The organism is Pseudomonas sp. UBA6753 (assembly GCF_002453565.1).
In the GTDB taxonomy this organism is placed as follows: Bacteria; Pseudomonadota; Gammaproteobacteria; order Pseudomonadales; family Pseudomonadaceae; genus Aquipseudomonas; species Aquipseudomonas putida_Z.
The window spans coordinates 1-25,986 of the sequence record NZ_DKHD01000014.1; the positions used below are offsets into that span (position 1 = coordinate 1).

The window sequence follows — 25,986 nt, forward strand, 5'->3', positions numbered from 1 at the left end:
CCAACTTTTCGGGGGCAGTCCACCCTGTGGGAGCTGGCTTGCCGGCGATGGGCTGCAAAGCAGCCCCATTGTGGGAGCCGACAAGCATGACCCCATGGGCCATATCACCACTGCAAAAAAATTGCAGTACAGCCGCATTTTTTTGAATTAGCCCAATCTCACCCCACCCGGCAAAATTCCCCCACGAAACCCTGCGGTTTCCATCTCTCCACGGACGGAGCCCCTTGTGCTATTGCAACCGCAATACGAGGCCCAGGCCACCTCGGCTGGGCTTTCTTTTTAACCAGAAAAACTACAGATTCCGATTACCTACATGTCTGCCTCGCGTTCCGAAAGTCGTCTGCAGCGGCTGTTGCCAGCGCCCCTGAATATTCCCCCCAAAGAATGGTTGCGTGCCGGTATCGGCGCGTTGCTCGGCCTGTTCCTCGCCGGCTGGCTGACCAGCATGGCCTATGGCCCCAGCATTGCCTTGCACCTGCTCGGCCCGCTGGCGGCTTCGGCCGTGCTGGTGTTCGCCGTGCACTCGGGCCCGTTGGCCCAGCCCTGGCCGGTGTTGGGCAGCTACGCCCTGGCCGGCGCGGTCGGCCTGGCCATGCGCCAGGGCTTCGGCCCGGAGCTGTGGGTGGCCGCTGCCGCCCTGGGTATCTCGATCCTGGTGATGTGCATGCTGCGCTGCCTGCACCCGCCAGGTGGCGGAGTGGCGGTGAGCGCGGTGCTGGCCGACCCGGGGCTGACCGCCATGGGCGACCACCTGCTGGAGCCGGTGCTGCTCAACGCGGTGATCCTGGTAGCGGTGGCGATCCTCTACAACCGCCTTACCGGCGTGCGCTACCCGAAAGGCGCGGTGCCACGCAAGGACTTGCACCACACCCATGACCCGCTGCCCAGCGAGCGGGTCGGCATCCGTGGAGAAGACCTGGACCAGGCCCTGGAAGAACTGGGCGAGTTCGTCGACGTCACCCGTGACGAACTGGAACGCATCATCCTGGCCACCGAGCAACACGCCCTGCAGCGCAGCCTTGGCGGCATCACCGCAGCCTCGGTGATGTCCCGCGATGTGCAGTTCGCCACGCCCGACACCACTCTGGAGCAGGCCTGGAAAATGCTGGCCAGCCACCACCTGAAAACCCTGCCGGTGCTGCAGCAGGGCAAACTGGTGGGAATCGTCAGCCTCAGCGACCTGGTCGGCCCGGCCATGCAGCGTGGTCGCTTCAGTTGGCGCGGGTTGTTCGGCCGCAAGGCGGTGCGCATGGAGCAGGTGATGAGCCGCCGGGTAATCAGCGTCAGCAGCCAGCACCCGCTGGAGCGCTTGCTGCCATTGCTGTGCGAACAGGGCCTGCATTGCCTGCCGGTGCTCGATGCCGATCAGTTGGTGGGGGTGATCACCCAAACCGACCTGATCGCCGGCCTCAAGCGCCAGCTGCTCAGCAAGGCCGAGGCTTCAGATAACCGGGTCCCAGCGTTGTGACCAGTCGCTGGCGCCGGCGGCTACCAGCCGGCGCAGGATGGCGAAGGCCTGCTGCAGGGCTTCGCTGTCGCGCTTGCGCGGGTACACCAGGAAGGTCGGGTAGGTGAATTCCGGCGCCTGCGGTACCCGCTCGAACACCCCGCTGTCCAGATAGGCCTGCACCACCCGCGTGCGGAAGTAGCCACTGCCGCCCTGGTCGAGTATGAATTGCAAGGCCAGCGGGCCCAGGTTGAAGCTCAGCGCCGGGCGCGCGCAGTCGGGCAGGGCGGCATCGTGCTGGCGACGGAAGGCTTCGCCCCAGTCGATATAGATGTACGGGTCCGGTTGGGCGACCCGGCGCACACGGATCAGCTTTTCCTCCATCAACTGCTCCACCTGCAGGCCCGGACCGTAGGTTGGCTGGTAGACCAGCGCGGCATCCAGCAGGCCCATCTCGACCTTGCGCAGCAGCGATTCGCCGTCGCTCACCTCGCTGCGGATGGCATGGCTGGGCAGCTCGCGGTGCAGGGCACTGACCCAGTCGAGCAACATCGGGTTGCCCAGGCTCACCTCAGCGCCCACGTGCAGCACTTGCTGGCAGCCTTCGGGCAGCGGCAGGTCGCGGCGCGCCGCTTCCCAGGTTTGCACCATCTGGTTGGCATAACTGACGAATGCCTCGCCGTCGCTGGTCAGGCTGGCGCCGTTGCGGCTGCGCACGAACAGCTGGCAGCCCAGTTGCTGCTCCAGGCGCTGCACCCGCGCGGTGATCGCCGTCTGTGACACGAACAGGCGTTCGGCAGCGGCGACCAGGCTGCCGCAACGCACGATTTCCAGAAAGGTACGGGCCTGATCGATGTCCATGGGCTGCTCGGTGGCTGAAGGGGTGGCCTATTCTAGAGGCTTTGCACCGTTATGGGGCGTTTTTGCGTTGTCTGCAAATTTGCAGGTCGGTTGTGACTTTAGTCCCATGGCGGCGCGGGTGTAGCGGTCCATACTCAAGTTTCGCCCTTCAATAACAACAAGTACCGGGTTTCTTTCGATATGAGCTACCAGCACAGCTACGCCCATTCCATTTCCGACCCTGCCGCTTTCTGGGCGGAACAGGCCGCGCACCTGGCCTGGCACCGCAAGCCTGCCCTCACGCTGCAAGACAATGCCGACGGTACCCACCGCTGGTTTGCCGATGGCCGCCTGAACAGCTGCTACCTGGCCCTCGATCACCAGATCGAGCAGGGCCGTGGCGAGCAGCTGGCGCTGATCTACGACTCGCCGGTGACCGGCGTGCAGCAGGCCTACACCTACCACCAATTGCACGACGAGGTGGCGCGCCTGGCCGGGTTGTTGCGCCAGCTGGGGGTGAACAAGGGCGATGGCGTGATCATCTACATGCCCATGGTGCCGCAGGCGGCCATGGCCATGCTGGCCTGCGCGCGGATTGGCGCAGTGCACTCGGTGGTGTTCGGTGGCTTTGCCGCCAACGAGCTGGCCTTGCGCATCGACGATGCCCGGCCGACGCTGCTGCTGACGGCCTCCTGCGGGCTGGAGTTCGACCGGGTAATCGAATACAAGCCGCTGGTCGATCGCGCCCTGCAACTGGCCCGCCACCAGCCGCGCAACGTTCTGGTGCTGCAGCGCCCGCAGGCGCGTGCCCAGTTGCAGCCAGGCCGTGACCTGGACTGGCAGGCCGCATTGGCCAATGCCGAGCCGGTGGCACCGGTGGAGCTGGATGCCGGCGACCCGCTTTACATCATGTATACCTCTGGCACCACCGGCAAACCCAAGGGCATCGTGCGGGAAAACGGCGGCAATGCCGTGGCGCTGTGCTACGCCATGCGCCATATCTACGGCATGCAGGCCGGCGATGTGTGGTGGGGCATATCCGACGTGGGTTGGGTGGTCGGCCATTCGCTGATCGTCTATGGGCCGCTGATGAGCGGCTGCACCACGGTGTTCTACGAAGGCAAGCCGATCCGTACCCCGGACGCCTCGGCCTACTGGCGGGTGGTGGAGCAATACAAGGTCAATGCATTGTTCTGCGCGCCCACGGCCATGCGCGCCATCCGCAAGGAAGACCCCGAGGGGGAACTGATCCGCAAGCACGACCTGAGCTCGCTGCGCCAGTTGTTCCTGGCTGGCGAGAAACTGGATTCCAGCACCCACGAATGGCTGGAACGGGTCAGTGGCAAGCCGGTGCACGACCATTGGTGGCAGACCGAGACCGGCTGGCCGGTCACCGCGCCCTGCGTAGGGCTGGAAGGCAGCGCGGCGAAGCCGGGGTCCAGCAACCGGGCGGTGCCGGGTTACCACGTGCGCGTGCTGGATGACGAGGGCCACCTGCTGGGGCCCAACCACCAAGGCTCGATCGTCATCGCCCTGCCATTGCCGCCCGGGTGCAGCCAGACGCTGTGGGGCGACCACGAGCGTTACCTGCAGGCCTACCTGCGGACCTACCCGGGGTATTACCACACCGGCGATGGTGGATACCTGGACGATGACGGCTTCGTCTACATAATGGGGCGCACCGATGACGTGATCAACGTGTCCGGGCACCGGCTGTCCACCGGCGAGATGGAAGACCTGGTGGCACGCCACCCGGCAGTGGCCGAGTGTGCGGTAATTGGCGTGCATGACGAGATCAAGGGGCAGGTGCCGTTGGCCCTGGTGGTGCTCAAGGACGGCGAGGGCATTGCCGAGGCGCAGTTGCTGGTAGACCTGGTGGGCAGCGTGCGCGAGGAGATTGGCGCGTTGGCGTGCTTCAACCGGGTGCGGTTGGTGAAGCGGCTGCCCAAGACCCGCTCCGGGAAGATTCTGCGGGCGGTGCTGCGCAAGATTGCCGACGGGCAGGACTATGTGCCGCCTTCGACCCTGGATGACCCGGCGGTGCTGGGGGAGATCGAGGCGGTGCTGGCGGATTTGCCCAGGGCGGGTTGATGTTTGGACTTTGCTGGCCTCTTCGCGGGCATGCCCGCTCCCACAGGTATTGCACAGTTCTCAAGGCCTGTGACATCCCTGTGGGAGCGGGCGTGCCCGCGAAGAGGCCGGCCCAGGCAATGCAGTTCTAGGGCCCTACCTGATGCAGCTGCCCCAACCGGCTGCGCGTACGCATCAGGTCGGCAAGCGGCCCGCCCAGGCTTTCTTCCAGCGGCCGTTTGCCGATCACCAGCACCTGCCGGTCCTGGTCATACAGCACATCCACCAGGTTGACGAAGCGCTGCTGCGCTGCCAGTGAACATTCAGACAGATCATCCAGCCCATCGATGATCCACTCATCGTACTGCCCGGCCAGCACCAGGTAGTCGATCACTGCCGTGGCCTTTTCGCACAGGTCATCAAAGCCAAGCACCACCCGCCGGCCATCGACGGCCAGCGCGCGCAGCGGGCGCTTGTTCACTTCCAGCATCACCGGCTGCGGTTCGGGCACCTTCAGCGCCTGGCGCTGCGCTGCATTGCCCGGCCAGACATAGTGGCCCCGGGTAAAGCGCTGATGTTCGCGGTTGGCCGGCAGGCTGCGGAAATCGGTATCGCCCCCCACTTCCAGCACTTCCATCGCGCTGTTGATCAGGCGGATCACCGGCAGGAAACGTTCGTGGTACAGCGGGTTGGGCAGCAGCCCTTCGGGTGCATAGTTGGACGTCACCAGCAGAAACACGCCGCGGCTGAACAACGCATTGAACAGCCGGGTGAGCAGCATGGCATCGCCAATGTCGTGCACATGGAATTCGTCGAAGCACAGCACCTGGCAATCGCCTACCAGCTCGTCGAGGGTCGCGCCCAATGCATCGTCCAGCGCCCGGTGGCGGTGCATGCCCTGGTGCAGGCGGGCGAAGAAGTCATGGAAGTGCAGGCGCAGCTTGGCCTGCACCGGCACCGCCTGGAAAAAGCCATCGAGCAGCCAGCTCTTGCCCCGGCCTACCGAACCGTACAGGTACAGGCTGCGCGGCTGGCCTTGTTCGAGCTGCGCCAGTTGTTCGGCCATGCAGTGGATCACCCGGCGTTGGCCGTCGCTGAGCTGGTAACCGCGGCTGTGCGCCTTGTCCTCGAACCAGCCGAGCAGTTCGCTCTGGTTGGCGGCGGCGCCGCGCAGGCGTTGGCCAAGCTGGCGTAGCGGGGTAGGGATCCAGGCAGGCAAAAGCAAAGCTCCTTGGGCGATGGCGGGGCAGCGTGCAGCTTGCCCGAGGACGGCCATTTTGACCAATACAGAAAGTGCGCGGCAATCATCGCCTGACGAGATAGGTTTGCCATGGCAGGCGTACAGTAGAGGCTGGAGCCGATGCGAGGAGGGGCGAGCATGCACGCCGACCATGATCTGCAGCGTTTCGTCGAGGCGCAGAACCCTGTGTATGACCAGGTGATGCAGGAGCTGCAGGCCGGGCGCAAGCGCAGCCACTGGATGTGGTACGTGTTCCCGCAGCTCGATGGCCTGGGCCACAGCGCCATGGCCGAACGCTATGCGCTGGCCGGTATCGACGAGGCCCGTGCCTACCTGGCTCATCCGCTGCTTGGCCCACGCCTGGAGGCCTGCGTGACTGCGCTGTTGCAGCACAGCGACAAGAGCGCCCGTGAAATGCTCGGCAGCCCCGACCACCTCAAGCTGCGCTCGTGCCTGACCCTGTTCGCCCGGGCGGCGCCCGACAACCCGTTGTTCCAGCTGGCGCTGGTGCAGTTTTACGGCGGTGATCAGGACGCCCTGACCCTGGCCATGTTGCAGGGTTAGCTCAGGCCTTGTGCTCCAGTTGACGCTCGATCATGTACTTCACTGCCAGCCGACGTTCTTTCAGGCGGCGCAGATCATCATCCTCGAAGTTGCCCGCCGAGATCGACTCGGCGGCCAGCACCTGGTTGTCGATGTCCATGTACTCGTCCAGCAGCCGGTCCAGTGCCTTGTCCTGCTGACGGCGTTGCTGGACGATTTCGCGCGGGTAGTGCAAGTCCTGGTAAAGGTCGTGGGAGACAGGCATGGGGTCCTCCTTGGTCAATGCAGATGGCTCATCTGATTGGAAGGGAGAAGAGCGATTGTGTTGAAGCCAAGCGGGCGGAAAACGACGGATGGTCGCCGCGCCAACCCCGAAAATGACTAACTCGCTGTTTTTTGGTAATTTTTTTTCATCAGGGGGTTCACAGGCCGAAAGTTTGTTGTTAAAGTGCCGCGCATTCCAAGACAACAACCCAGTTGTCACTCAGTTGGAATTGTCAGGGCAGCAAACGCTGCATCCGATACAGGGGCGTCGCCAAGCGGTAAGGCAGCAGGTTTTGATCCTGCCATGCGTTGGTTCGAATCCAGCCGCCCCTGCCATTTTCTTGCTTCAAACGTATCTCGGTCCGGTGCTTGGAAAGACAAGCGCTGGGCTTTGTCGTTTCCGCAGGTTTTGTCGCGGGTTGTTCGGTCACCTCGCAGTTCCAAACATCTCGTTCAGCAAGCGGGCCAGTTCATCGGCCTGTACCGGCTTCTGGATCACCAGGCTGCCCGGCAACTCCAGCCCCTGCAATTCTGCATAACCGGTTAGCAGTACCACCGGCAGGTGCGGGTACCGCTCGCGTGCCGCCAGTGCCAGTTGCGCACCGTTGAACTCGGGCATGGCGAAATCGCTCAGTAGCAGGTCGATCTGCTCATCCAGCAAGGCCAAGGCTTGTTCGCCACTGTGCGCCTGGCGCACCTGGTAGCCGTACTGGCGCAACACATCACCGAGCATGTCGCGTACCAGGTGGTCGTCATCCACCAGCAGCACGGTGCGATTACGGCCGCTTTCGCTTATCGAGTGGCTTAACAGCGACGGCACCGGTTCGTTGACGGCTTCACCCTTGACTGCCGGCAGATACACGGCCACCTGCGTACCACGCCCAGGTGTGGCGTCGATGCGCACGCCACCCCCGGACTGTTTGGCGAAGCCGAATACCTGGGCCAGGCCCAGGCCCGAGCCCTTGCCGATATCCTTGGTGGTGAAGAACGGCTCGAACACCTTGGCCAGCACCTCTTCGCTCATGCCGCAGCCGGTATCGCGGATGCTCAGCATCACGTACTCGCCAGGGTCCGGGTCTTCCGGGCGCTGCGGGCGGGCGTCGATCCGGGTGTTGCGGGTCGACAGCGTCAGTTGGCCGCCGTCGGGCATGGCATCGCGGGCATTGATCGCCAGGTTGAGAATGATCATTTCGGTCTGGGTCGGGTCGGTCAGCGCCTGCCACAGGGTTGGTTCCAGGTCCAGGCGCACCGAGACATTGCCGCCCAAGGTGCGGCGCAGCAACTCTTCCAGGCCGGCCAGGGTGCGGTTGAGGTTCAGCGCCACCGGTTCCAGGCGTTGGCGGCGGGAGAAAGCCAGCAACTGCGAGGTCAGCTTGGCGCCGCGCTCGCCGGCTTCGCGGATGTGCGTGAGCCGCGCACGGGCTTTTTCAACGTCGGCTTTGGCCAGGTCGCGCTCGAGGAAGCTGGCACCGGTGAGGATTACCGTCAGCAGGTTGTTGAAGTCGTGAGCCACACCGGCGGTCAGCTGGCCGACCGCTTCAAGCCGCTGCATCTGCTGCAGCGCGGCCTCGATACGTTCGCGTTCGGCGATCTGCTCGCGCAGGCGGGCGTTGGCTTCGGCCAGGCCCAGGGCGGCTTCGCGCTCGCTGGTGATGTCGCGCGCCACCACGTACAGCAGGGTGTCTTCCGGCACCACCACCCACGACAACCAGCGTTGCTGGCCACCGGCATCCAGGATACGCCCGACAAAACGGGCGCTGGTGCGGCCATGGGCGAGGGCGGCCAGTTCGGTGAGCAGCAGTTCCTGGTCGGGCTCGGGCAGCAGGTGCAGCAAGGACGACTGGCTCAGGCGTTCGCGGGACAAGCCAAGGCTGGCTTCCCAGGCGGGGTTCAGCGCGACTGGGGTCAGGTCCTTGTTGAGCACGGCCAGCAAGTCCTGCGACAGCTCCCAGGCACGGTCGCGTTCGCGGGTGCGGCGCTCGACCCTTTCACCCAGCATCTCGTTGAGCTGGCGCAGTGCCTGGTTGGCCAGGCGCTGGGCATGGATGTCCTGCAGCACCCCGGAAAAACGCATGCACTTTCCGTCGACGAACTGGCTCTGGCCACTGCTGAGCAGCCAGCGCGGTTCCAGGCCAGCGGGTTGGGCGATGCGGAATTCGACCCGATACAGGCCGCCACTTTCCGGGCACATGGCGTGCTCCACCGCCTCGCGCACCTGCGGCAGGTCGTCGGGGTAGATGCCGGCGTAAAACACTTCGAGGCTCATTTCGGTATCGGCGGGCAGGCCGAACAGGGTCTTGCAGCGGTCATCCCACAACAACAGGCCTTCTTGCGGGCGCATGTCCCAGGTGCCCATGCCGGCAGCGTCGATGGCAATGCGTGCACGTGCCTCGACGTCGGCCAGGGCTTCTTCGGCGCGGCGCCGGCGCTGGCGCTCCTGCACTTCGGTCAGGGCCCGGCGTACGGCCTTGGGCAGCAGCGGCAGGTTCTTCTTGAGTACATAGTCGGTGGCGCCCAGGCGGATCATTTCCACCGCATGTTCTTCGCCATAGATGCCAGACAGGAAGATGAACGGAATGTCCGGTGCCAGGCGCTGGGCGATGGCCAGCACTTCGGTGCCGGACGAGCCCGGCAGCACGCAGTCGCACAGGATCAGGTCGTAGCGGGCCTCGCTCAGGGCTTGCTCGACACCGGCATGGTCGAACACCAGTTGCGCCTGCACCTGCAGCCCGCTGCGCTCCAGGCGCATCAGGGTCAGTTCGGCGTCCATCGAGTTGTCTTCGACTATCAGCAGTTTCAGCGGCGTTGGCTGCATCGTCGCGGGCACCTCAGATGCTGCCACGCCGGTTCAGGCGCAGCGAGCCGGGTGGCGGTTCGTTGAGTACCGCCCAGAACACCCCCAGGTCGGAAATGGCGGCGACGAATTCCTTGAACTCCACCGGCTTGACCACGTACGCGTTCACCCCCAGCTCGTAGGCGCGCAGCAGGTCGGGCTCCTCGCGCGAGGACGTCAGCATCACCGTCGGGATGCTGCGCAGTTCGGCGGTGGCGCGTACTTCCTTCAGCACCTCCAGGCCGTCGACCTTTGGCAGTTTCAGGTCCAGCAGTAACACGGCGGGGTTGCCATCGTCACGTTGGGCATAGGCATTGCGCCGTAGCAGGTAGTCGAGTGCCTCGGCACCGTCACGCAGCACGATGACCTCGTTGGCCAACTGGCTGCGCTCCAGCGCCAGGAGCGTCAGCTCCAGGTCCCGTGGGTTGTCTTCGACCAGCAGGATGGGTTTGAGCATGATGGTAGCGGTGCCTCAGGTAGTCGCGGGGTAGCGCGGGAGGGTGAAGTGGAAGGTTGCACCCTGGCCAACCTTGCCATGGGCCCAGACCCGGCCGTCGTGGCGTTCGATGATGCGACGCACGCTGGCCAGGCCGATCCCGGTGCCTTCGAAGTCTTCCATGCGGTGCAGGCGCTGGAACACGCCGAACAGTTTGTTGGCGTAGGCCATGTCGAAGCCCACGCCGTTGTCGCGAATGCAGATCTCGGTTTCGCCCGGGTGTTGCACGGCACTGATGCCGATGCGCGCCGGGGTGCGCCCACGTGTGTATTTGATGGCGTTGGCCAGCAGGTTGTGCAAGGCCATGTTGATGAACGCCGGGTCACCGACCACCTTGGGCAACTGGGCAATGTCCCAGACAATTTCGCGGTTTTGGTAGTCGGGCGCCAGTTCGCTGCGAATGGCCTCGACCAGGGCGTTGAGGTCGACCTCGGACAGGCGCAGGGCAGAGCGGCCCATTTGCGAGAAGTTGAGCAGGTTGTCGACCAGGCTTCCGGCAAAATGCGCGGCTTCCTCGATGTGTTGCAGAAAGCGCCTGCCGCGCTCGCTGAGGCCCTGGCCCTCGATTTCGCCGAGCAGTTCGGAGTAGCCGGCAATATGGCGCAGGGGCGCGCGCAGGTCATGGGACACGCTGTAGGAAAACGCTTCGAGCTCCTTGTTCGATCGGCGCAGCTCCCCAGCCAGCTGCGCCAGTTCCTCGGCCTTGCGCAGGACAATGCCGAGCACTGCCGTGCGCAGCTCCTGCACGCCTTCGATGACCAGTGGGTGCCAGGGTTCGCAGTAGCCGCGCAGTTTTTCCTGCCAGCTTTCGAAACTGTGCCGCGGGTCGAGGTTGCCCTGCGGCCCGACCTGTTTGTTCGGCTGCCCGGCCCAGTTCACCGTGCGCACCTGCTCGGGGCGGAACCACAGCAGGTAGTGCGAGTGGATCTGCGAAATGGCCACTGCCAGCACACCGCCTGCATGGGCCGCGAGCTCGGGCAGTTCATCGATGTCGCGGCGCAGGTTGTCGCTGTGGAACACGCTCTCTTCGCCACGCTGGGAGAGCCAGTGCACCAGGGCGTTTACCTGCGCGGCCGGAGGGGTCTTGCCGATCAGGTCGCAACGTTCGGCGGATATGACCGCGGCACCTTGGGCGCCGGCGAAGGTCAGCAGTACTTCCGGCAAGTCGCGCAGGCCGTCGCCGACACTGTCATGGTCGGCCATGGACGAGATCATGCGCACGATGTGTTGGCGCAGCTCCAGCAACTGGCGAGTGTTGGCGTGGGACTCGCGCGACTCGATCTGCAGCGACAGCACACTGGCCAGCAGTTCGCAGGCGGTACGGGTGCGCAGGTCCACCGGGCGCGGCTGTTCGTGATGACAGGACACCAGCCCCCAGAGTTGCCCGTCGACCACGATCGATAGCGACATCGATGCCAGGGTACCCATGTTGCGCATGTACTGCAGGTGCACTGGCGACACGCTGCGCAGCGCGGCAAAGCTCAGGTCCAGCGGCTTGCCGGTGCGCGGGTTGGCAGCGGGCAGCAACGGCGAGGCCTGGTAGTTGGCGTCCTCGATCACGCGGATGCGGTTGATTCGGTACAGCTCGCGCGCCTGGCGCGGTATGTCCGAAGCGGGGAAACACAGGCCCAGGTAGCTCGGGTACCCCGGGTCGGCAACCTCGGCCAGCACCTGGCCGTTGCCTTCGGCATCGAAGCGATAGGCCTTGACCCTGCCAAAGCCGGTGATGCGCTTGAGCTGCAGCACGGTTTGCTGCAGCAGTTCCTCGAGGCTGCCGGCCTGGTGCAGGCGGCCTACGAAGCTGCGCACCAGCGGGTAGTAGTCGCCTTGCCCGGCAAGGTCCGCCGGCAGACGAGGGGGTTCGAATTCGGCGATCAGCACCTGGTCGTGACGATGGACCAGCAGGTGCAGGTTGCCGCGGCAAGGCGCGTCCTGGCGCAGGTGCACATCGCTGATGTGGAACGGAAAGACCTCGTCCTGCGGCAGGCGCGCCAGGTGCAGGCGCAGGTCGAAGGCACCGCTGACCAGTTCGGCGAACTCGCGACCTATCAGTTCACTGGCCGGTATGCCCAGCCAGTGTTCGACATTTTCACTGGCCTGGAGTACCCGCATGTCGGTTTCGTCCAGCACCAGCAGGAAACCGTGGGGCTGGATGCTGCCAGGCAGCTGGATCGGCTCCTGGGCGCAGCGCTCGAGGGCTTGGGTGAGCGTGCTGTCTGCAATCATCTATGAAAACGCTCCTGTCGTGTCCTTCCATGCATGCCGCATGAGTCTAGGCAGGATGAAGGGGATACACCCTAACAGAATATCGGCCCAGATAACGGCCTTTGGCCATTTGAGGAGAATGTCGGCGATGCGTTCTGTGTCGTGCGGCTTTTTTTTCAGGTGGTAGCGCTTTTTGGCTAATACAAAAAAATGGCTCGATGCCAGCAGCGTGATGCCACTCCGCTGCTACGCTCAGGTCAGCAGACATCGACAAGGATAATTAGGTGACGGAGCGCTACCTGGCCGCCCTGTTGGGCCTTATGTTGAGCAGCAGCGCCATGGCGGCGGACTTCCTGGTGGAGGTGCGGGTGCTGGTGCAGCGCGGCTGCATGCTGGTCAACCAGCCCCGCGATGCCGGGGCACAGGCACTGGGGCGCATCGACATGGGCGCTGCTGCACGGCTGGATGGCCCTGGCGCGCCGCTCACCGGCGCGCTGTTGAGCCAGCGCCCGCCACGCCTGGAATGCAATCCCCACACTCCCTATCAGGTCCGCGTCGACGGTGGTCAGCATGGCGGCGTCGGCGATTTGCGCTACCTGGCCAGTGACGATGCCACGGCCCGGCCCATCCCGTATCGCCTCTACCGCGACGCTGCCTGGCGCGAACCGCTGGCGGTGAATGTGGCGCATTCGGCGCGGATGCCGGACAGCGGTTCGGTCGAGCTGCCGTTGTTTGCTCGGATCGACAAGCTGGCCTGGGTACCGCCTGCAGGCTTGTACGCCGACCTGCTCAAAGTCACCGTCAGCTGGTAGGGATGCCGCCATGCACAAGGACGCGACGCCATGAACCGTACCTCGATCCTGCTGCTTTCCCTGGGCCCGCTGCTGGTGCCCGGTGGTGCCGCGCATGGCACCAGCACCGGTTTCATCCAGGCGCGGCTGGTGATCAGCACCGCTTGCCAGATCAGCAGCAACGAGACGCAACCGGCAACGGTGGGTAACCCCGGCCTGATGGACTTCGGCGAGCGCGGACCGAACTGGGACCAGCCGCTGCGCAGCCGGGTTGATGATGTGAGCGGCGAAGGCAGCCTGCAGATCAGTTGCACGCCCGAGGTGCGGGCGTTCAACGTGCGCATCAACGGCGGCCTGAATGGCAGCGACGGCATACGGCGCCTGAGCAACGGCCGCGAGCTGATCCCCTATCAACTGGCGATCGACCCAGGCGGTAACAGCCGCTACGGCATCGGCCAGGCGCGTGCCTTCACCATCAGCAGTACCCGGCAGATACCGATCCCCATCTACGGTGTGGTGGTGGCGCAACCGCGCGCGCTGCCGGCCGGCCTTTACCGTGACACCCTGAGGGTGACCCTGGACTGGTAACAACGCAAGGAGACTTCGATGAGAACGAACCTTTCACGCTGCATCCTCACCGGCCTGGGGCTGATGCTGGCTTCCCAGGCCCAGGCCGCCACGACCGGGACCATCGACTCGAAGCTGACCTTGACCGCGGCGTGCCAGGTCAATGGCAGCTCGGGCACTTCGGGGGTGAACTTCGGCGCCCTGGACTTCGGTACTCGCGATGCCCTGTTCACCAGCGCAGACGCCCAGGTGATCGGCGGCGGAGGAGGGGCGATCAGCATTCTCTGCTCGGCTGGCACGGTACCGGTGATCCGCGTGGGGGCAGGCGTCCACGATGGCCAGTCGACCGGGGGCAGCCGTGCGCTGGCGGATGGCGCCGGCAACTTCGTGCCGTACGACTTCTACACCGATTCCGGGCGCACGCAGGTGCTGGCCATCAACGGCACCATCACCTTGCCGACCAGCAGCGGTACGGCCCAGACCGTCAACCTGTATGGCCAGGCGCGCGGCAAGGCCGGCCTGCCGGCGGGGGTGTACACCGACACTGTGTCCGTCGAGCTGTCGTTCTGAACCATGCGCAGCTGGCTGGCGGGCGGCCTGAGCGGCCTTGGCGTGCTGCTGGCCGCGCCTCTGGATGCGGCGACCACCAGCAGCTTCCAGGTGACGGCGCAGATCGTTGCCGGGTGCCTGGTTGTGGGCGGTGTGAGCAGCTTCGGGACGCTCGACTACGGTTCGCAATCGGCGCTGGCCAGCGGAGTCATCGGCACCTCGTTGGGCGGCAGCACGGTGACCTTCCAGTGCACCCCGGGGGTGGCCTTGAGCATGAGCGTGGATGGCGGGCAGAACAGTGCCAGTGGCACACGCAACCTCAAGCGTACGGGCGGCACGCAGGTGCTGGCCTACCAGTTGTACCGGGACGCGGCATACAGCCAGAGCCTGGGGATCGGCCAGAGCGTGGCCGTGAGCTACACCGACCCGACGGCGATCAAGCTGCCGGTGTACGGGCGGGTCCAGCTGACTGGCACGCAGCCGGCGGGGACCTACACCGATGTGGTGCAAGTGACGGTGACCTGGTGAGTTCACCGGCACCAACGACCGGTATTCAAGGAGAGCTTCATGGGGGCAGGCGCGAAGTGGGCGCGTGGATTGATCGGAGCATTGTGGCTGGCGAGCCTGCCGGCCGGGGCGGCCACCTCGGTGCTGATCTGGCCGATCGACCCGGTGCTGGAGGCTGACCAGAAGGCCGGCGCACTGTGGCTGGAAAACCGCGGCACGGCACCGGCCAACCTGCAGGTGCGGGTGTTCGCCTGGCGCCAGGGTGACTACCAGGAACAGTACCAGGCGCAGCGCGAGATCATTGGCAGCCCGCCGGTGGCCAACATCGCCCCCGGGCAGAAGCAACTGATCCGCCTGACCCGCACCGGCCCCTCGCCAGTCGGCCAGGAGCAGGCCTACCGCATCATCATCGACGAAATTCCGCCCGCCATCCCCGTCGACAAGGCCGAGCCCGGCACCACCGCGGCGATCCGCCTGCAGATGCGCTACTCGGTACCCCTGTTCGTCTACGGCGAAGGCCTGTGGGGCAAGGCCGATCCCGCTGGCAAGCGCAATGCCGAGGGCGTCGGCAAGCCGCAACTCAGCTGGCGTGCGGTGACCGTGCAGGGCAAGCCGTACGTGGAGCTGCGCAACACCGGCGCGGTGCATGCGCGGCTGACCGATGTGGTGGTGCAGCAGGGCAGCCAGAGCAAGCCACTGGCCGATGGCCTGCTGGGTTATGTGCTGCCGGGGGCCAGCATGCGCTGGCCGGCACCGCTGGCACCAAGTGCCGGCAGTGTGCTGAAGGGGAGGGTAAACGGCCAGAGCAGCGCGGACGCCATCCGCCAAAGCCAATGAACCTGCGCCTGAATGCCGCGCAGGGGCCAGGGAGGACCCGGCAATGGTTGGAAACCGTGTGTGAGGTGGCTGACAGCGAGGACGCACCGCTGGTGCCTGGGGCTGGCCCTGGTCGGCCCTGGCCTGGTGCTGGCCGACGACCTGCCGCCACCACCCACGGAGCTGTCCGCGATCGCCGATGCCACGTTGTACCTCGAGCTGCTGGTGAACCAGATGCCCAGGGCTGAACTGGTGCCGGTGCAGCAGCGCGCCGGGCAGTTGTACCTGGACAGCGAGGTGTTGCGGGCGGCCGGCGTCTCCCTGCCAGGCAACCCGCAGGGCGAGGTGGCCCTGGAGGCCATCGCCGGGCTGCACGCCGACTACGACAGCCAGAACCAGCGCCTGCTGCTGCAAGTGCCGCCGGCCTGGCTGCCCGACCAGCAGCTGGGCGACCGCAACCTGTACCCGGCCAGCGATGCGCGCAGCAGTTTCGGCGCCTTGTTCAACTACGACCTGTACCTGAACGACACCGATGACGGCGGCAGCTACCTGGCGGCCTGGAACGAACTGCGTCTGTTCGACAGCTGGGGTACGTTCTCCAGCACCGGGCAATGGCGCCAGTCGTTCAATGGTGCGCCGACCGACGACACGCGCCAGGGCTTCTTGCGCTACGACACCACCTGGCGCTTCACCGACGAGCAGCGCCTGCTGACCTACGAAGCCGGTGACCTGATAACCGGGGCCTTGCCCTGGACCAGCTCGGTGCGGGTCGGTGGCCTGCAGTTGTCGCGCGATTTCGCTGCGCGCCCCGACCTGGTCACCTATCCGCTGCCGGCGTTCTCCGGTGAAGCGGCGGTACCGACCTCGCTGGACCTGTTCATCAATGGCTACAAGTCCAGCACCAGCGAATTGCAGCCGGGCCCCTACACGTTGACCAACGTGCCGTTCATCAACGGCGCCGGGGAGGCGGTGGTGGTTACCACCGATGCCCTTGGCCGGCAGGTGTCGACCACCTTGCCGTTCTACGTCACCAGCAGCCTGCTGCAGCAGGGCCTGAGCGACTATTCGGTGGCAGCCGGCAGCCTGCGCCGTGACTACGGGGTGCGCGATTTTGCCTACGGCCCCGGGGTTGCTTCGGCCAGCCTGCGCTACGGGGTCAGCGACATCTTCACCCTGGAGACCCATGCCGAAAGCGCCGAATCGCTGATGCTGGGGGGCCTGGGCGGCAACATGCGGCTGGGCAACCTCGGCGTGCTCAACGCGGCCCTGGCGCAGAGCCGGTTCGACGGCGACAAGGGCCACCAGGTCGCCCTCGGTTACCAGTACAACAGCCAGCGCATCGGCTTCAGCTACCAGCGCCTGCAACGCCATGGCGACTATGCCGACCTGACCCGGGTCGACAGCCGGGACATACAGCTGAGCCAGCGCAGCGAACAGGTCACGTTGAGCCTGAACCTGAACGAGTACGGCAACATCGGCGCCGGCTATTTCGATGTGCGCGCCGGCGACGGTACACGAACCCGGTTGATCAACCTGAGCTACAGCAGGCCGCTGTGGGGCAACAGCAGCGTGTATCTGTCGGCCAACCGTGAAGTGGGGGACAGCCAGTGGGCGGTGCAGGCGCAACTGGTGATCCCGTTCGACCTGCACGGCACCCTGGCCCTGGGCATGGAGCGCAGCCAGCAAGGCGAAAGCCTGCAGCGGGTCAATTACAGCCGCGCGACGCCGGTGGGTGGTGGTGTCGGTTACAACCTGGGCTACGCCGCCGGTAGCGAGCGCGATGCCTACCGCCAGGCCGATGTCACCTGGCGCCTGCAGTCGGTGCAGTTGCAGGCCGGTGTGTATGGCAGCAGCGGCGAGATGACCCGCTGGGCCGACGCCAGTGGCTCGCTCGTGTGGATGGATGCCGGGCTGTTCGCTGCCAACCGCATCGACGATGCCTTCGTGGTGGTCAGCACCGGTGGTTACGCCGATGTGCCGGTGCGCTATGAAAACCAGGAAGTCGGCCGCACCGATGCCGATGGCCACCTGCTGGTGCCGTACAGCAGCGGTTACTACCGCGGCAAGTACGAGATCGACCCCATGGACTTGCCACCAGACATCCTCGCGCCGGAAGTGGAGCAGCGGGTGGCGGTGCGCCGGGGCAGTGGCTACCTGCTGGAGTTCCCGCTCAGGCGCGTGCTGGCGGCCAGTGTCGAACTGGTGGACGCCGACCGGCAGGTGCTCAAGCTGGGCAGCCGTGTCACCCATGCAGAAAGCGGCAGCCAGGCGGTGGTCGGTTGGGATGGCCTGGTGTATCTGGAGAACCTGGCGCCGCATAACCGCCTGCAGGTGGAGCTGGAAGGGGGCGGGCAGTGCCAGGTGGCGTTCGACCTGCCTGAAGCACAAGGTTCGATCCCCTTGATCGGCCCGTTGGTGTGCAAGTGAAGGCCTGCTGGCGTGGTTTGTGGGCCTGCGCCTTGTTGTTGTGGGCGGGCTCGGCCTGGGCCAAGTGCACATCAGTGCTGACTACGCCGGCGGCGTTTGGTTCGCTCAACTCGACCCAGGTACGTGGCGCGGTACAGACAGCTTCCAGTACCAACTCGGGCCTGCAATGCAACGGTTCGGTGATCAGCGTGCTCAGCAGCACCGACTCCTTCAAGATCAAGGTCACCTCTACCACCAGCGGGCTGGTAGGCCCTACCGGGGATGTGATCCCCTACACGCTGTATGCCGACGCCACGACCACCTATCCGATTACCCGTGGCACCGCCTTCGAATTCAGGACCACCGGCATCCTCGACTTGCTCGGGTTGCTCAACGGTACACCGAAGAACGTACCCATCTACATGCGCACGCAGCTAGGCAGCAACGTATCGGCCGGGTTGTATCAGGAAACCCTCACTGTCGAGTGGACCTGGGACTATTGCGACGGGATTGGTGTTGGCGGGCTTTGTATAGGGCGAGACCAGGGCACTGGTACCAAGACCCTGCTGGTGAGCATGACGGTGACCAACGACTGCCAGATCACCACACCCAGCATCAATTTCGCCAGCGCGCCGGTGGTGGCGGGGTTCGGTACGGTTAGCCAGAGCCTGAGCGTGTCGTGCACCAAGGGCAGCAACTACACCGTGGGCCTGGATGACGGGCAGAACGTGGCCAATGGGCGGCGGCGGATGAAGTCGGCGGCCAACAACTACCTGGCCTATGACATTTTCAAGGGCGCCGGTGCGGTGCGCTGGGGTTCGACAGGGGCTGCGCGACGGGCCAGCACCGATGCCGATGTGAACCCCGGCACGGGGACCGGCACCGGTAGCCAGGTGTTCAACTACAACGCCAAGGTCTACACCGACCAGGCTACACCCCCGGCTGCGACCTATACCGACAGCGTGCTTCTGGATGTGCAGTTCTGAGCGCAGGATTGCTATCGGCCGAGGGACCTTGTGGGAGCGGGCGTGTCGAGGCGTCGAACCGCCGCGAACACCGGCGAAGCCGGTGCCATACACCGCGTTGGATTCTTCGCGGGCACGCCCGCTCCCACAGGCTCAGCGCAAATCGCCAACCATCTTCGCCAATGTCTCCAGCACCGCCCCGGCCAACGCCTTCGAGCGCGCCCCCGACCACCCGGTGACGGCATCCGGCGCGTCGTCATGGTCCTTGAACGGCATTTCCAGGGTCAGTGACAGGCAGTCATGCGCCATCCCCACCGCATTGCAGGCCAGCGTCGTGTTGGCTTGCCCCGGTTCGTCGCGGGTGTAGCCATGCACGGTCTGGAAGTCGCGGGTCAGGCTGCACAGGGTGCTGCGGAACTGCTCTTCCAGCTTGGCCAGACGCGGCGTGTAGCCGGGGTTGCCCTCGCAGGCTGCGGTGAACACATGGGGAATCTCCTCGTCGCCATGCACGTCGATGAACGCATCCACGCCGTATTGCTTCATCTGCGCCTGGGCGAAGAACACCTCGGGGCTGAGCTCGACGCTGGCGTCCTGCCAGGCACGGTTGAGGTCCTTGCCCTTGAAGTTGGTGCGCAGGTGGCCGAGGAAGGCGCCGTCGGGGTTCATGTTGGGGATCAGGTACAGGTCGGCCTTGGCCAGCAACTGCTGGATCACCTCGTCGTTGGCCTGCAGGCGGTCGATCACGCCCTCCATGAACCATTCGGCCATGTGTTCGCCCGGGTGTTGCTGGGCAATCAGCCACAGCTTGCGCTTGCCTGCGGCGCCATCACCGGCGCGCAGCAGGGGAATGTCGCGGCCCTGTACGCTGCGGCCACTGGCGAGCAATTCGACCCCCGGCAGTTGCCGTGCGCGTTCGATCAGTTGGTTGTGGCGCGCGCGCGGGTAGGGCTCGAAGTAGGCGAACCAGATGTGTGGCTGTTCGGCCTTTACCTCGAACGACAGCGCCGTGCCGTCGAACTGGCTGGGGACGCGAAACCAGGTTTGCTGGTCGTAGGAGGCCACGGCGTTGTAGCCGCTCCAGGCGTTCTTGTAGGAGGAACCGGAGGCGTTGTCGAGGCTGAAGCGATGGATCTGGCCCGGCGTCAACCCGCTGACCTTGAAGTGGAACCACTGGTAGTGGCCGCTGTGGGTGTCCGGGCGGATGGCCAGGTGCACCTGGGCCGGGTTGCTGGCATCCAGCACCTGGATGTTGCCGGAGTCGAAATCGCAGTCGATCTGCAGGGGGGACAGCGTCACGGTCATGTACCGGGCTCCTTCTGGGGCTTTGTTGTGAGGGTACTGTACACGGCTTGACAGGGTTGCTGTGCGAGATCAGCAACGCGTGGGCGATATCATACGTTTCCTACAGGCTATTTGAAGAACTGACTCGGCGTGATACCGAACTGGCGCTTGAACATGCTGGCGAAGGCACTTGGGCTGTCATACCCCAGCGTCCCCGCCACATCGATGATCCGCTCGCCCAGGGCGATCCGCTCCAGTGCCTGCATCAGCCGCGCCTGCTGGCGCCACTGGCCGAAGGTCATGCCGGTTTCCTTGCGGAACAGGCGCTGGATGGTCTTTTCGTCCACCCCCAGCTGCTGGCCCCAGTCGGCCACGGTGGCGTTATCGTCAGGCCGCTCGTGCAGCGCGGCGCAGATTGCCCGCAGGCGCTTGTCGCCGGGCTGCGACAGCTTCAGCGGCAGGGTCGGCAGCACGCAGATCTCGTCGAGGATCAGGCGCATCACCCGGGCTTCACGCGAGTCTTCGGCAAACGGCGCGGTAAAGCCGACGGAGGCCTTGATCAGTTCGCTGAGCAACGGCGAGATGCTGATAGCCTTGCTCTGCAAGGGCAACTGCACTGCCGCGTCGGTGCGCACGAACACACTGCGCATCTTCACATCGCCCACGCAGCGGATCGCGTGCACCTGGCCGCAGGGCATCCATACGCCGCGGCTGGGTGGCACGGTCCAGCGTTCGTTACCGGACTCGACGATCATCAGGCCTTTGATGGCATAGATCAGTTGGTGCTTGGCATGGCTGTGGGGCTCGATGAACCAGTCGGTCGGGTAGTCCGTCGCACGGCTGCCCACCTCCCAGCTCCACTCATCCACCTCCACCAGCAATTCGTGCTGCGGCTTCAGCATTTCGACCTCTTGTACGGGCAGCCTGGCGCGCCCACTTTAACAGCAGCGGCTGGGGCGGGCTTGCGAGCGGGTTGCCGGCAGCAGCGCGGTGGCCAACCCCAGCAGCGGCAGGAACGAGATGACCTGGTACACCCACTCGATGCCATGCCGGTCGGCCAGTTCGCCAAGCCCGGCAGCGCCGATGCCGCTGATACCGAACATCAACCCGAACATCACCCCCGACACCATGCCGACCCGGCCCGGCACGGCCTCCTGGGCGTACACCACCAGGGCGGCGAAGGCCGAGGACATCACCAGGCCGATGGCCACCGCCAGCACCGCCGTCCAGGCCAGGTTGGCGTAGGGCAGGGCGAGGGCGAAGGGCGCCACGCCGAGGAACGAGACCCAGATCACCGCCTTGCGCCCGATACGGTCACCCACCGGGCCACCGGCGAAGGTGCCCAGTGCCACGGCCGCGAGGAACACGAACAGGTACAGCTGGCTGTGCTGCACGCTCAGGCCGAAATGCTCGATCAGGTAGAAGGTGAAGTAGTTGGTGAACGAGGCGATGTAGACGAACTTGGCGAACATCAGCACGGCGATAACCGCCACCGCACGCCACATGGCACCACGCGACAGGCCGGGGGCCTGCTGGCCGGCGAAGGACTTGAGCCGTGTCTGGCCGTGGCGCACGGTCCAGCCGGTCACCCGCAGCAGCACGAATACCGCCAGCGCGGCCGCCAGCATGAACCAGGCAATGGCCGGCTGGCCGTGCGGAATGACGATGGCAGCGGTCAGCAACGGGCCGAGGGCCGAGCCGGTGTTGCCACCGACCTGGAAGGTCGATTGCGCGGTGCCGAAGCGCCCACCGGAGGCCATCCTGGCCACTCGCGAGGCTTCGGGGTGGAAGGTCGCCGAGCCCACGCCGACCACCGCGGCGGCCGCCAGCAGCATTTCATAGCTGCTGGCGAAGGCGAGCAGGGCGATGCCCACCAGCGTCACCAGCATGCCAGCCGGCAGCAGGTAGGGTTGCGGGTGCTTGTCGGTGTACAGGCCGACCCAGGGTTGCAGCAGGGACGCGGTCACTTGGTAGATCAGGGCGATCCAGCCGATCTGGGCAAAGCTCAGCGCGAAATCGCTCTTGAGCATCGGGTAGATGGATGGAAGCACGGCCTGGATCAGGTCGTTGAGCAGGTGGGCGAATGCGGCAGCGCCGACGATGCGGACCAGAAAGCCCTGGGGTTGGTCGGCAGGCGTGGTGGCGGCCATGGAGGCGGTGGAGGTCGTCATGGGCGATCTTCTTCTGGCGAAAGGGAACAAGGCATTTGCCGAAGAAGGGTAGCCAGTGCCCGGTTTGCCTGTCTCACGCCGAACAGGCAGCCACTGTCGCGTTTCGGACATATCCATTGAGGCTGGGGCTTTATAGGGGCTGCTTTGCAGCCCTTCGCGGGCACGCCCGCTCCCACCGGAACCGCGTACTTCCTGAGCTCAGCGCGACACCTGTGGGAGCGGGCGTGCCCGCGAAGGGCCGCAAAGCGGCCCCAATTTCACTGACCCTGCCGCGCCACCCAGCGCAGCAATGCTGCAATCGGTACGCTGCGGTGAGCCTCGTGCCGGTAGGGCTTGCCTTCGGCGGTAAAGCGTTCGCGATAGCGGCTCAGCACCAGGCTCCGGCCATCGGCAGAAACCCGGGCCTCCAGTTCATGCAGCAACAGCGGTTGCCGGGCAGCGCCTTCCAGGCGCCTGAACAGCAGCATGGCGGCTTGGGCATCATTCTTCACGGGCACCCCCTGCACAATCCACTGGCCACGCCCCCGGCTCGCCGGCCTTGCCTTCTGCCACCCGGTTGCTGCGCCGCTGCGCGGTGTAGTCACGCAGCGCAAGGTAGTAGTCAGGCCAGGTGCGCAGCAGGTCGGTCAATGGCAGTGCTTCGGCCCGTGCATCGACGATGCCGCCGGCCGTGGCTACGTTGCTCATGGTTTCTACGGTATCGCTGTTGCCGCCAAACGGGTCCAGTGCCAGGCCCAGCACCGTGCCGCTGGCATCGCGCAGGTTGTGGGTGCCCAGCAGCGGCAGCTCGACGATGGGGCCAGCGGCGATGTTCCACACCCCGAAGGTCTGGCCAAAGTCCGAGCGATGCTGGCTCAGCCCCATCTTGCCAGACACGTCGACCAGCCCCGCCACACCCAGGGTGGTGTTGAAGATGAAGCGGCTGAGGCTGGTCATCGCCCGTTCGCCATTGCCCTGCAGCAGGTCGTTGACGAACACCTTGGGCTCACCGAAGTTGCTGGCAAAGTTGTGCATGCCCTGTTGGGCAAAACCGGGCAGCGCGGTGTAGCCCCGGGCGACGGGGGCCAGCAGATAGTCATCGACCGTGCGGTTGAAGGCGAAAACGGCGCGGTTGGCGGGCTCGGCCGGGTCACTGACCTGATAGGCGACATTGCCGCAGGCAGCCGTGGCCGGTGCACGTTGGCTGCAGCCTCCCGCCGCAAGCAGCGACAAGGCCAGCGCGGCTGAGCGCGCTGAGCGGGAGGCGGATGATGAACGGGACATAGATACATTCCTGGCAAGAACTGGCGGCGATGCTGCGCAGTTTTCTTTGCCCGGGGATGTCCGGATTGTCTCGGCGTCGACACTTTGTTTCCGGGTTGAAATATATGACGGCTGCGTGGGGATGGCCTTAAAGTACGGCTTGGTAACCTTGTTTTGCGGTGCTTTTTTGTGAGCCATTTGCTGATAGTCGACGATGATGTCGAGGTGCTCGACCTGCTGCAGAAGTTTCTCTGCCAGCATGGCTACGAGGTTGATGTGGCCAGGGATGGCAAGGCGCTGTGGCAGGCCGTTGAGCGGCGGGTGCCGGACCTGGTCATTCTGGATGTGATGCTGCCTGGCGACAGTGGCCTGGTGTTGTGCCAGCGCTTGCTGGCCGAGCACAAGGTGGCAGTGATCATGCTCACCGCCATGGGCGAGCTGAGTGACCGGGTGGTTGGCCTGGAGCTGGGGGCAGACGACTACCTGACCAAACCGTTCGCCGCCCGTGAACTGCTGGCCCGGGTGAGGGCAGTGCTGCGCCGTGCCGGTGAAGCGGCCGGTGGCACGGCGGGCCATGCCTGCGCGGCCCTGGAGTTTGCCGGCTGGCGGCTGGATGTGGTGCGGCGCGAGCTGCGTTCGCCGGACAACGTCATGATCCCCTTGTCCAACGGTGAGTTCGAGTTGCTGCTGGTGTTCGCCGAGCATCCGCGGCGGGTGCTCAGCCGCCAGCAGTTGCTGGACATGGCCCGTGGCGATGCCTACGACGCCTATGACCGCAGCATCGACGTCCAGGTGAGCCGGCTGCGCCGCAAGCTTGAAACCGACAACGGCAACGAGCCCTTGATCCGTACCCTGCGCAACGCCGGTTACCTGTTCACGCCCACGGTCGCGAAGCGATGAAGCTGCTGGCCAGGGTTCGCCAGGCCCTGCCACGGCCCAGGATCACCATTGCCCGCTGGATCGCACTGACCACCCTGACGGCGATGCTGTTCCTGCTGCTGCTCAAGGGGCTGTTCAGCCTGTTGCTGAGCGTCTGGGCGCAGCCACCGCTGCTGGAGAGCGGGGTGATCGAGAAGGTTGCAGCGGTCACCCGCATCCTCGATGCCGCGCCCATGGCGCAGCGTGCCAACATCGCCAGTGCGGCGGGCGACGGCTCATATTCCGTGCGCTGGCTGCGCCGCCATGACGAAGCGGGCGTGCCAGTGCTGGTCGATGCCGAGTTCAGCGAGGGCACGCCTATCCTGCGCGCACTGCTAAAGCGCCCGGATGCCAGGGTGGAGGCTTTCGAACCGTCCGACATGCCGGAGTACGCACCTGAACGTGGCTATGCGCTGATGATCGAGCTGAGCGACAAGTCCTGGGTGCTGTTCCGTGCCACCAGCCGTAGCTGGGGCCTGGATGAACTGCCGCGCAACCTGATCATCCTCGGCCTGATGCTGGTTTCCAGCCTTGCCGTCGCGCTGCTGGCCACGCGTTACCTGGCCAAGCCGCTGGAACGCTTTGCCGAAGGTGCGCGGCGTTTTGGCAAGGACTTCAACGCCCCGCCCATTCCGGTGGTCGGCCCGCACGACCTGCGCCAGGCCATTCTCGCGTTCAATGCCACCCAGGCGCAGCTCAAGCATTTTCTCAACGACCGCACCCAGATGCTCGCGGCCATTTCCCATGACTTGCGTGCACCGCTGACGCGCATGCGCTTGCGCGCCGAGTTCGTCGACGATGCCCAGCTGCAGGCCAAGTTGTTCAAGGACGTCGACGAGATGCAGGCGATGGTCGATGCGGCGTTGGAGTTCTTCCGTGATGATGCACGGCTGGAACAGACGACCGTATTCGACCTGGGCGAGTTGCTGCTGACCGTGGTGGACGACTTCAAGGACGCGGGGGTCGAGGTCGGCCTCAGCGGGCCGCGCCGCTGCGTGTACACGGGGCGGCCAGTGGGTATCAGGCGTGTGCTGGTCAACTTGATCGACAATGCAGCGAAGTACGGCTGTGAGCCAACGGTGGTGCTGGCGGTGAGCGCCAGGCAGATCGAGATTACCGTGCTGGATCGCGGGCCGGGCATCGCGCCGGAGCTGCATGAGCAGGTATTCGTGCCGTTCTACCGTATCGAAGGTTCACGCAACCGCAATACCGGTGGCGTTGGGCTGGGCCTGCCCGCAGCACGGGCCATCGTGCTGGAGCAGGGTGGCAGCATGACCCTGGGCAACCGCCCGGGCGGTGGGCTGGAAGTCAGGATCATGCTGCCGCAGGGTTGATCAGAGCCCCATTTCGCTGAGCCCTGGGTGATCATCCGGGCGCCGGCCCAACGGCCAGTGGAACTTGCGCTCGGCTTCGCTGATAGGGTGCTCGTTGATGCTCGAATGACGGTTCTGCATCAGCCCGTCGTCGGCAAACTCCCAGTTCTCGTTGCCATAGGCACGGTACCACTGGCCGCTGTCGTCGTGGTACTCGTAGGCATAGCGCACGGCAATGCGGTTGCCGGTGAAGGCCCACAGCTCCTTGATCAGGCGGTACTCCAGTTCATGGTTCCACTTACGCGTCAGAAACGCCTCGACCTCGGCACGGCCACGCGGGAACTCGGCGCGGTTACGCCACACGGTGTCGACGGTATAGGCAAGCGCAACCTTGGCCGGGTCGCGGCCGTTCCAGCCATCCTCGGCCAGGCGGACCTTTTCGATGGCGCTTTCGCGGGTGAAGGGCGGCAGGGGTGGACGGGACATCGCGGTACTCCTCAGTTCGATTGGCTTGTATGAGAG

At 65.2% G+C, this 25,986-nt stretch carries 24 protein-coding genes and 1 tRNA gene; 13 read left to right on the plus strand and 12 right to left on the minus strand.

Annotation, left to right across the window (positions count from 1 at the left end):
• Window positions 1-313 precede the first annotated feature (313 nt).
• Window positions 314-1,468: an HPP family protein gene (locus tag B2790_RS06205; RefSeq protein ID WP_286918467.1), complete on the plus strand. Its 1,155-nt coding sequence runs from the start codon at window positions 314-316 to the stop codon at window positions 1,466-1,468.
• Here the strand turns inward: B2790_RS06205 and B2790_RS06210 are convergent.
• Window positions 1,442-2,308, minus strand: coding sequence for a LysR family transcriptional regulator (locus tag B2790_RS06210; RefSeq protein WP_085592929.1), 867 nt, complete (start codon window positions 2,306-2,308; stop codon window positions 1,442-1,444). The two genes, B2790_RS06205 and B2790_RS06210, sit on opposite strands and share 27 nt — an antisense overlap.
• A gap of 180 nt (window positions 2,309-2,488) precedes the next feature.
• Between B2790_RS06210 and B2790_RS06215 the strand changes: the two genes are divergently transcribed.
• The gene (locus B2790_RS06215) at window positions 2,489-4,378 is read left to right on the plus strand and encodes a propionyl-CoA synthetase (protein ID WP_286918468.1); all 1,890 of its coding nucleotides are present in this window, start codon (window positions 2,489-2,491) and stop codon (window positions 4,376-4,378) included.
• Window positions 4,379-4,505: 127 nt separating this feature from the next.
• On the opposite strand, the gene zapE is transcribed toward B2790_RS06215, so the two are convergent.
• Complete coding sequence (gene zapE, locus B2790_RS06220) at window positions 4,506-5,576, minus strand: cell division protein ZapE (RefSeq protein WP_084785133.1); 1,071 nt, start codon at window positions 5,574-5,576, stop codon at window positions 4,506-4,508.
• A 159-nt stretch (window positions 5,577-5,735) separates the two neighbouring features.
• Here zapE and B2790_RS06225 point away from each other — a divergent pair, with 159 nt between their 5' ends.
• On the plus strand, window positions 5,736-6,161 hold the full coding sequence (locus B2790_RS06225) for a DUF1810 domain-containing protein (RefSeq protein WP_075044616.1): 426 nt from the start codon (window positions 5,736-5,738) through the stop codon (window positions 6,159-6,161).
• Between the two features lies 1 nt (window position 6,162).
• Here B2790_RS06225 and B2790_RS06230 read toward each other — a convergent pair whose 3' ends face one another.
• Window positions 6,163-6,405, minus strand: a complete 243-nt coding sequence (locus B2790_RS06230; protein WP_286918469.1) for a hypothetical protein — start codon at window positions 6,403-6,405, stop codon at window positions 6,163-6,165.
• Window positions 6,406-6,665: 260 nt separating this feature from the next.
• On the opposite strand from B2790_RS06230, the gene B2790_RS06235 reads away from it, so the two are divergent.
• Window positions 6,666-6,740, plus strand: a tRNA-Gln gene (locus tag B2790_RS06235).
• Between the two features lie 91 nt (window positions 6,741-6,831).
• Here B2790_RS06235 and B2790_RS06240 read toward each other — a convergent pair.
• The 3 genes from B2790_RS06240 to B2790_RS06250 are packed head-to-tail and all read right to left on the minus strand — an operon-like array spanning window position 6,832 to window position 11,959.
• Window positions 6,832-9,219: a response regulator gene (locus B2790_RS06240; protein ID WP_286918470.1), complete on the minus strand. Its 2,388-nt coding sequence runs from the start codon at window positions 9,217-9,219 to the stop codon at window positions 6,832-6,834.
• A gap of 13 nt (window positions 9,220-9,232) precedes the next feature.
• Window positions 9,233-9,694 carry a response regulator gene (locus B2790_RS06245; RefSeq protein ID WP_075044618.1) on the minus strand — a complete coding sequence of 154 codons (462 nt, stop codon included), beginning with the start codon at window positions 9,692-9,694 and terminating at the stop codon, window positions 9,233-9,235.
• A gap of 15 nt (window positions 9,695-9,709) precedes the next feature.
• Window positions 9,710-11,959, minus strand: coding sequence for an ATP-binding protein (locus B2790_RS06250; protein ID WP_075044619.1), 2,250 nt, complete (start codon window positions 11,957-11,959; stop codon window positions 9,710-9,712).
• Between the two features lie 263 nt (window positions 11,960-12,222).
• Between B2790_RS06250 and B2790_RS06255 the strand changes: the two genes are divergently transcribed.
• From B2790_RS06255 to B2790_RS06285, 7 genes are all read left to right on the plus strand, one after another.
• The gene (locus B2790_RS06255) at window positions 12,223-12,750 is read left to right on the plus strand and encodes a Csu type fimbrial protein (RefSeq protein ID WP_286918471.1); all 528 of its coding nucleotides are present in this window, start codon (window positions 12,223-12,225) and stop codon (window positions 12,748-12,750) included.
• 30 nt (window positions 12,751-12,780) lie between these two features.
• The gene (locus tag B2790_RS06260; protein ID WP_075044621.1) at window positions 12,781-13,317 is read left to right on the plus strand and encodes a Csu type fimbrial protein; all 537 of its coding nucleotides are present in this window, start codon (window positions 12,781-12,783) and stop codon (window positions 13,315-13,317) included.
• Window positions 13,318-13,335: 18 nt separating this feature from the next.
• Window positions 13,336-13,866, plus strand: coding sequence for a Csu type fimbrial protein (locus tag B2790_RS06265; protein WP_286918472.1), 531 nt, complete (start codon window positions 13,336-13,338; stop codon window positions 13,864-13,866).
• A 3-nt stretch (window positions 13,867-13,869) separates the two neighbouring features.
• The gene (locus tag B2790_RS06270) at window positions 13,870-14,373 is read left to right on the plus strand and encodes a Csu type fimbrial protein (RefSeq protein ID WP_075044623.1); all 504 of its coding nucleotides are present in this window, start codon (window positions 13,870-13,872) and stop codon (window positions 14,371-14,373) included.
• A 39-nt stretch (window positions 14,374-14,412) separates the two neighbouring features.
• Window positions 14,413-15,189, plus strand: a complete 777-nt coding sequence (locus B2790_RS06275; RefSeq protein WP_075044624.1) for a fimbrial biogenesis chaperone — start codon at window positions 14,413-14,415, stop codon at window positions 15,187-15,189.
• Between the two features lie 108 nt (window positions 15,190-15,297).
• The gene (locus B2790_RS06280; protein WP_157896986.1) at window positions 15,298-17,595 is read left to right on the plus strand and encodes a fimbria/pilus outer membrane usher protein; all 2,298 of its coding nucleotides are present in this window, start codon (window positions 15,298-15,300) and stop codon (window positions 17,593-17,595) included.
• On the plus strand, window positions 17,592-18,560 hold the full coding sequence (locus B2790_RS06285; protein ID WP_137163482.1) for a Csu type fimbrial protein: 969 nt from the start codon (window positions 17,592-17,594) through the stop codon (window positions 18,558-18,560). Before B2790_RS06280 ends, B2790_RS06285 begins: the two co-directional genes overlap by 4 nt.
• A 132-nt stretch (window positions 18,561-18,692) precedes the next feature.
• On the opposite strand, the gene B2790_RS06290 is transcribed toward B2790_RS06285, so the two are convergent.
• The 5 genes from B2790_RS06290 to B2790_RS06310 form a co-directional block, all read right to left on the minus strand.
• A complete protein-coding gene (locus B2790_RS06290) occupies window positions 18,693-19,841 on the minus strand; it encodes a M14 family metallopeptidase (protein ID WP_286918473.1) in 1,149 nt (382 codons plus the stop codon).
• A 107-nt stretch (window positions 19,842-19,948) separates the two neighbouring features.
• Entirely contained in the window at window positions 19,949-20,722 is a 774-nt protein-coding gene (locus B2790_RS06295) for an AraC family transcriptional regulator (RefSeq protein WP_286918474.1), read from the minus strand.
• A gap of 36 nt (window positions 20,723-20,758) precedes the next feature.
• Entirely contained in the window at window positions 20,759-21,991 is a 1,233-nt protein-coding gene (locus B2790_RS06300) for an MFS transporter (RefSeq protein WP_286918475.1), read from the minus strand.
• Window positions 21,992-22,248: 257 nt separating this feature from the next.
• Window positions 22,249-22,458 carry a hypothetical protein gene (locus B2790_RS06305; RefSeq protein WP_038408308.1) on the minus strand — a complete coding sequence of 70 codons (210 nt, stop codon included), beginning with the start codon at window positions 22,456-22,458 and terminating at the stop codon, window positions 22,249-22,251.
• A 13-nt stretch (window positions 22,459-22,471) separates the two neighbouring features.
• Entirely contained in the window at window positions 22,472-23,254 is a 783-nt protein-coding gene (locus B2790_RS06310) for an MlaA family lipoprotein (protein WP_137163486.1), read from the minus strand.
• 168 nt (window positions 23,255-23,422) lie between these two features.
• On the opposite strand from B2790_RS06310, the gene B2790_RS06315 reads away from it, so the two are divergent.
• Both B2790_RS06315 and B2790_RS06320 read left to right on the plus strand, forming a co-directional pair.
• Window positions 23,423-24,133, plus strand: a complete 711-nt coding sequence (locus B2790_RS06315; RefSeq protein WP_137163487.1) for a response regulator — start codon at window positions 23,423-23,425, stop codon at window positions 24,131-24,133.
• The gene (locus tag B2790_RS06320; protein WP_286918476.1) at window positions 24,130-25,485 is read left to right on the plus strand and encodes an ATP-binding protein; all 1,356 of its coding nucleotides are present in this window, start codon (window positions 24,130-24,132) and stop codon (window positions 25,483-25,485) included. The genes B2790_RS06315 and B2790_RS06320 overlap by 4 nt, the downstream gene beginning before the upstream one ends.
• Here B2790_RS06320 and B2790_RS06325 read toward each other — a convergent pair whose 3' ends face one another.
• Window positions 25,486-25,950 carry a DUF1348 family protein gene (locus B2790_RS06325; RefSeq protein ID WP_046615704.1) on the minus strand — a complete coding sequence of 155 codons (465 nt, stop codon included), beginning with the start codon at window positions 25,948-25,950 and terminating at the stop codon, window positions 25,486-25,488.
• Window positions 25,951-25,986 lie beyond the last annotated feature (36 nt).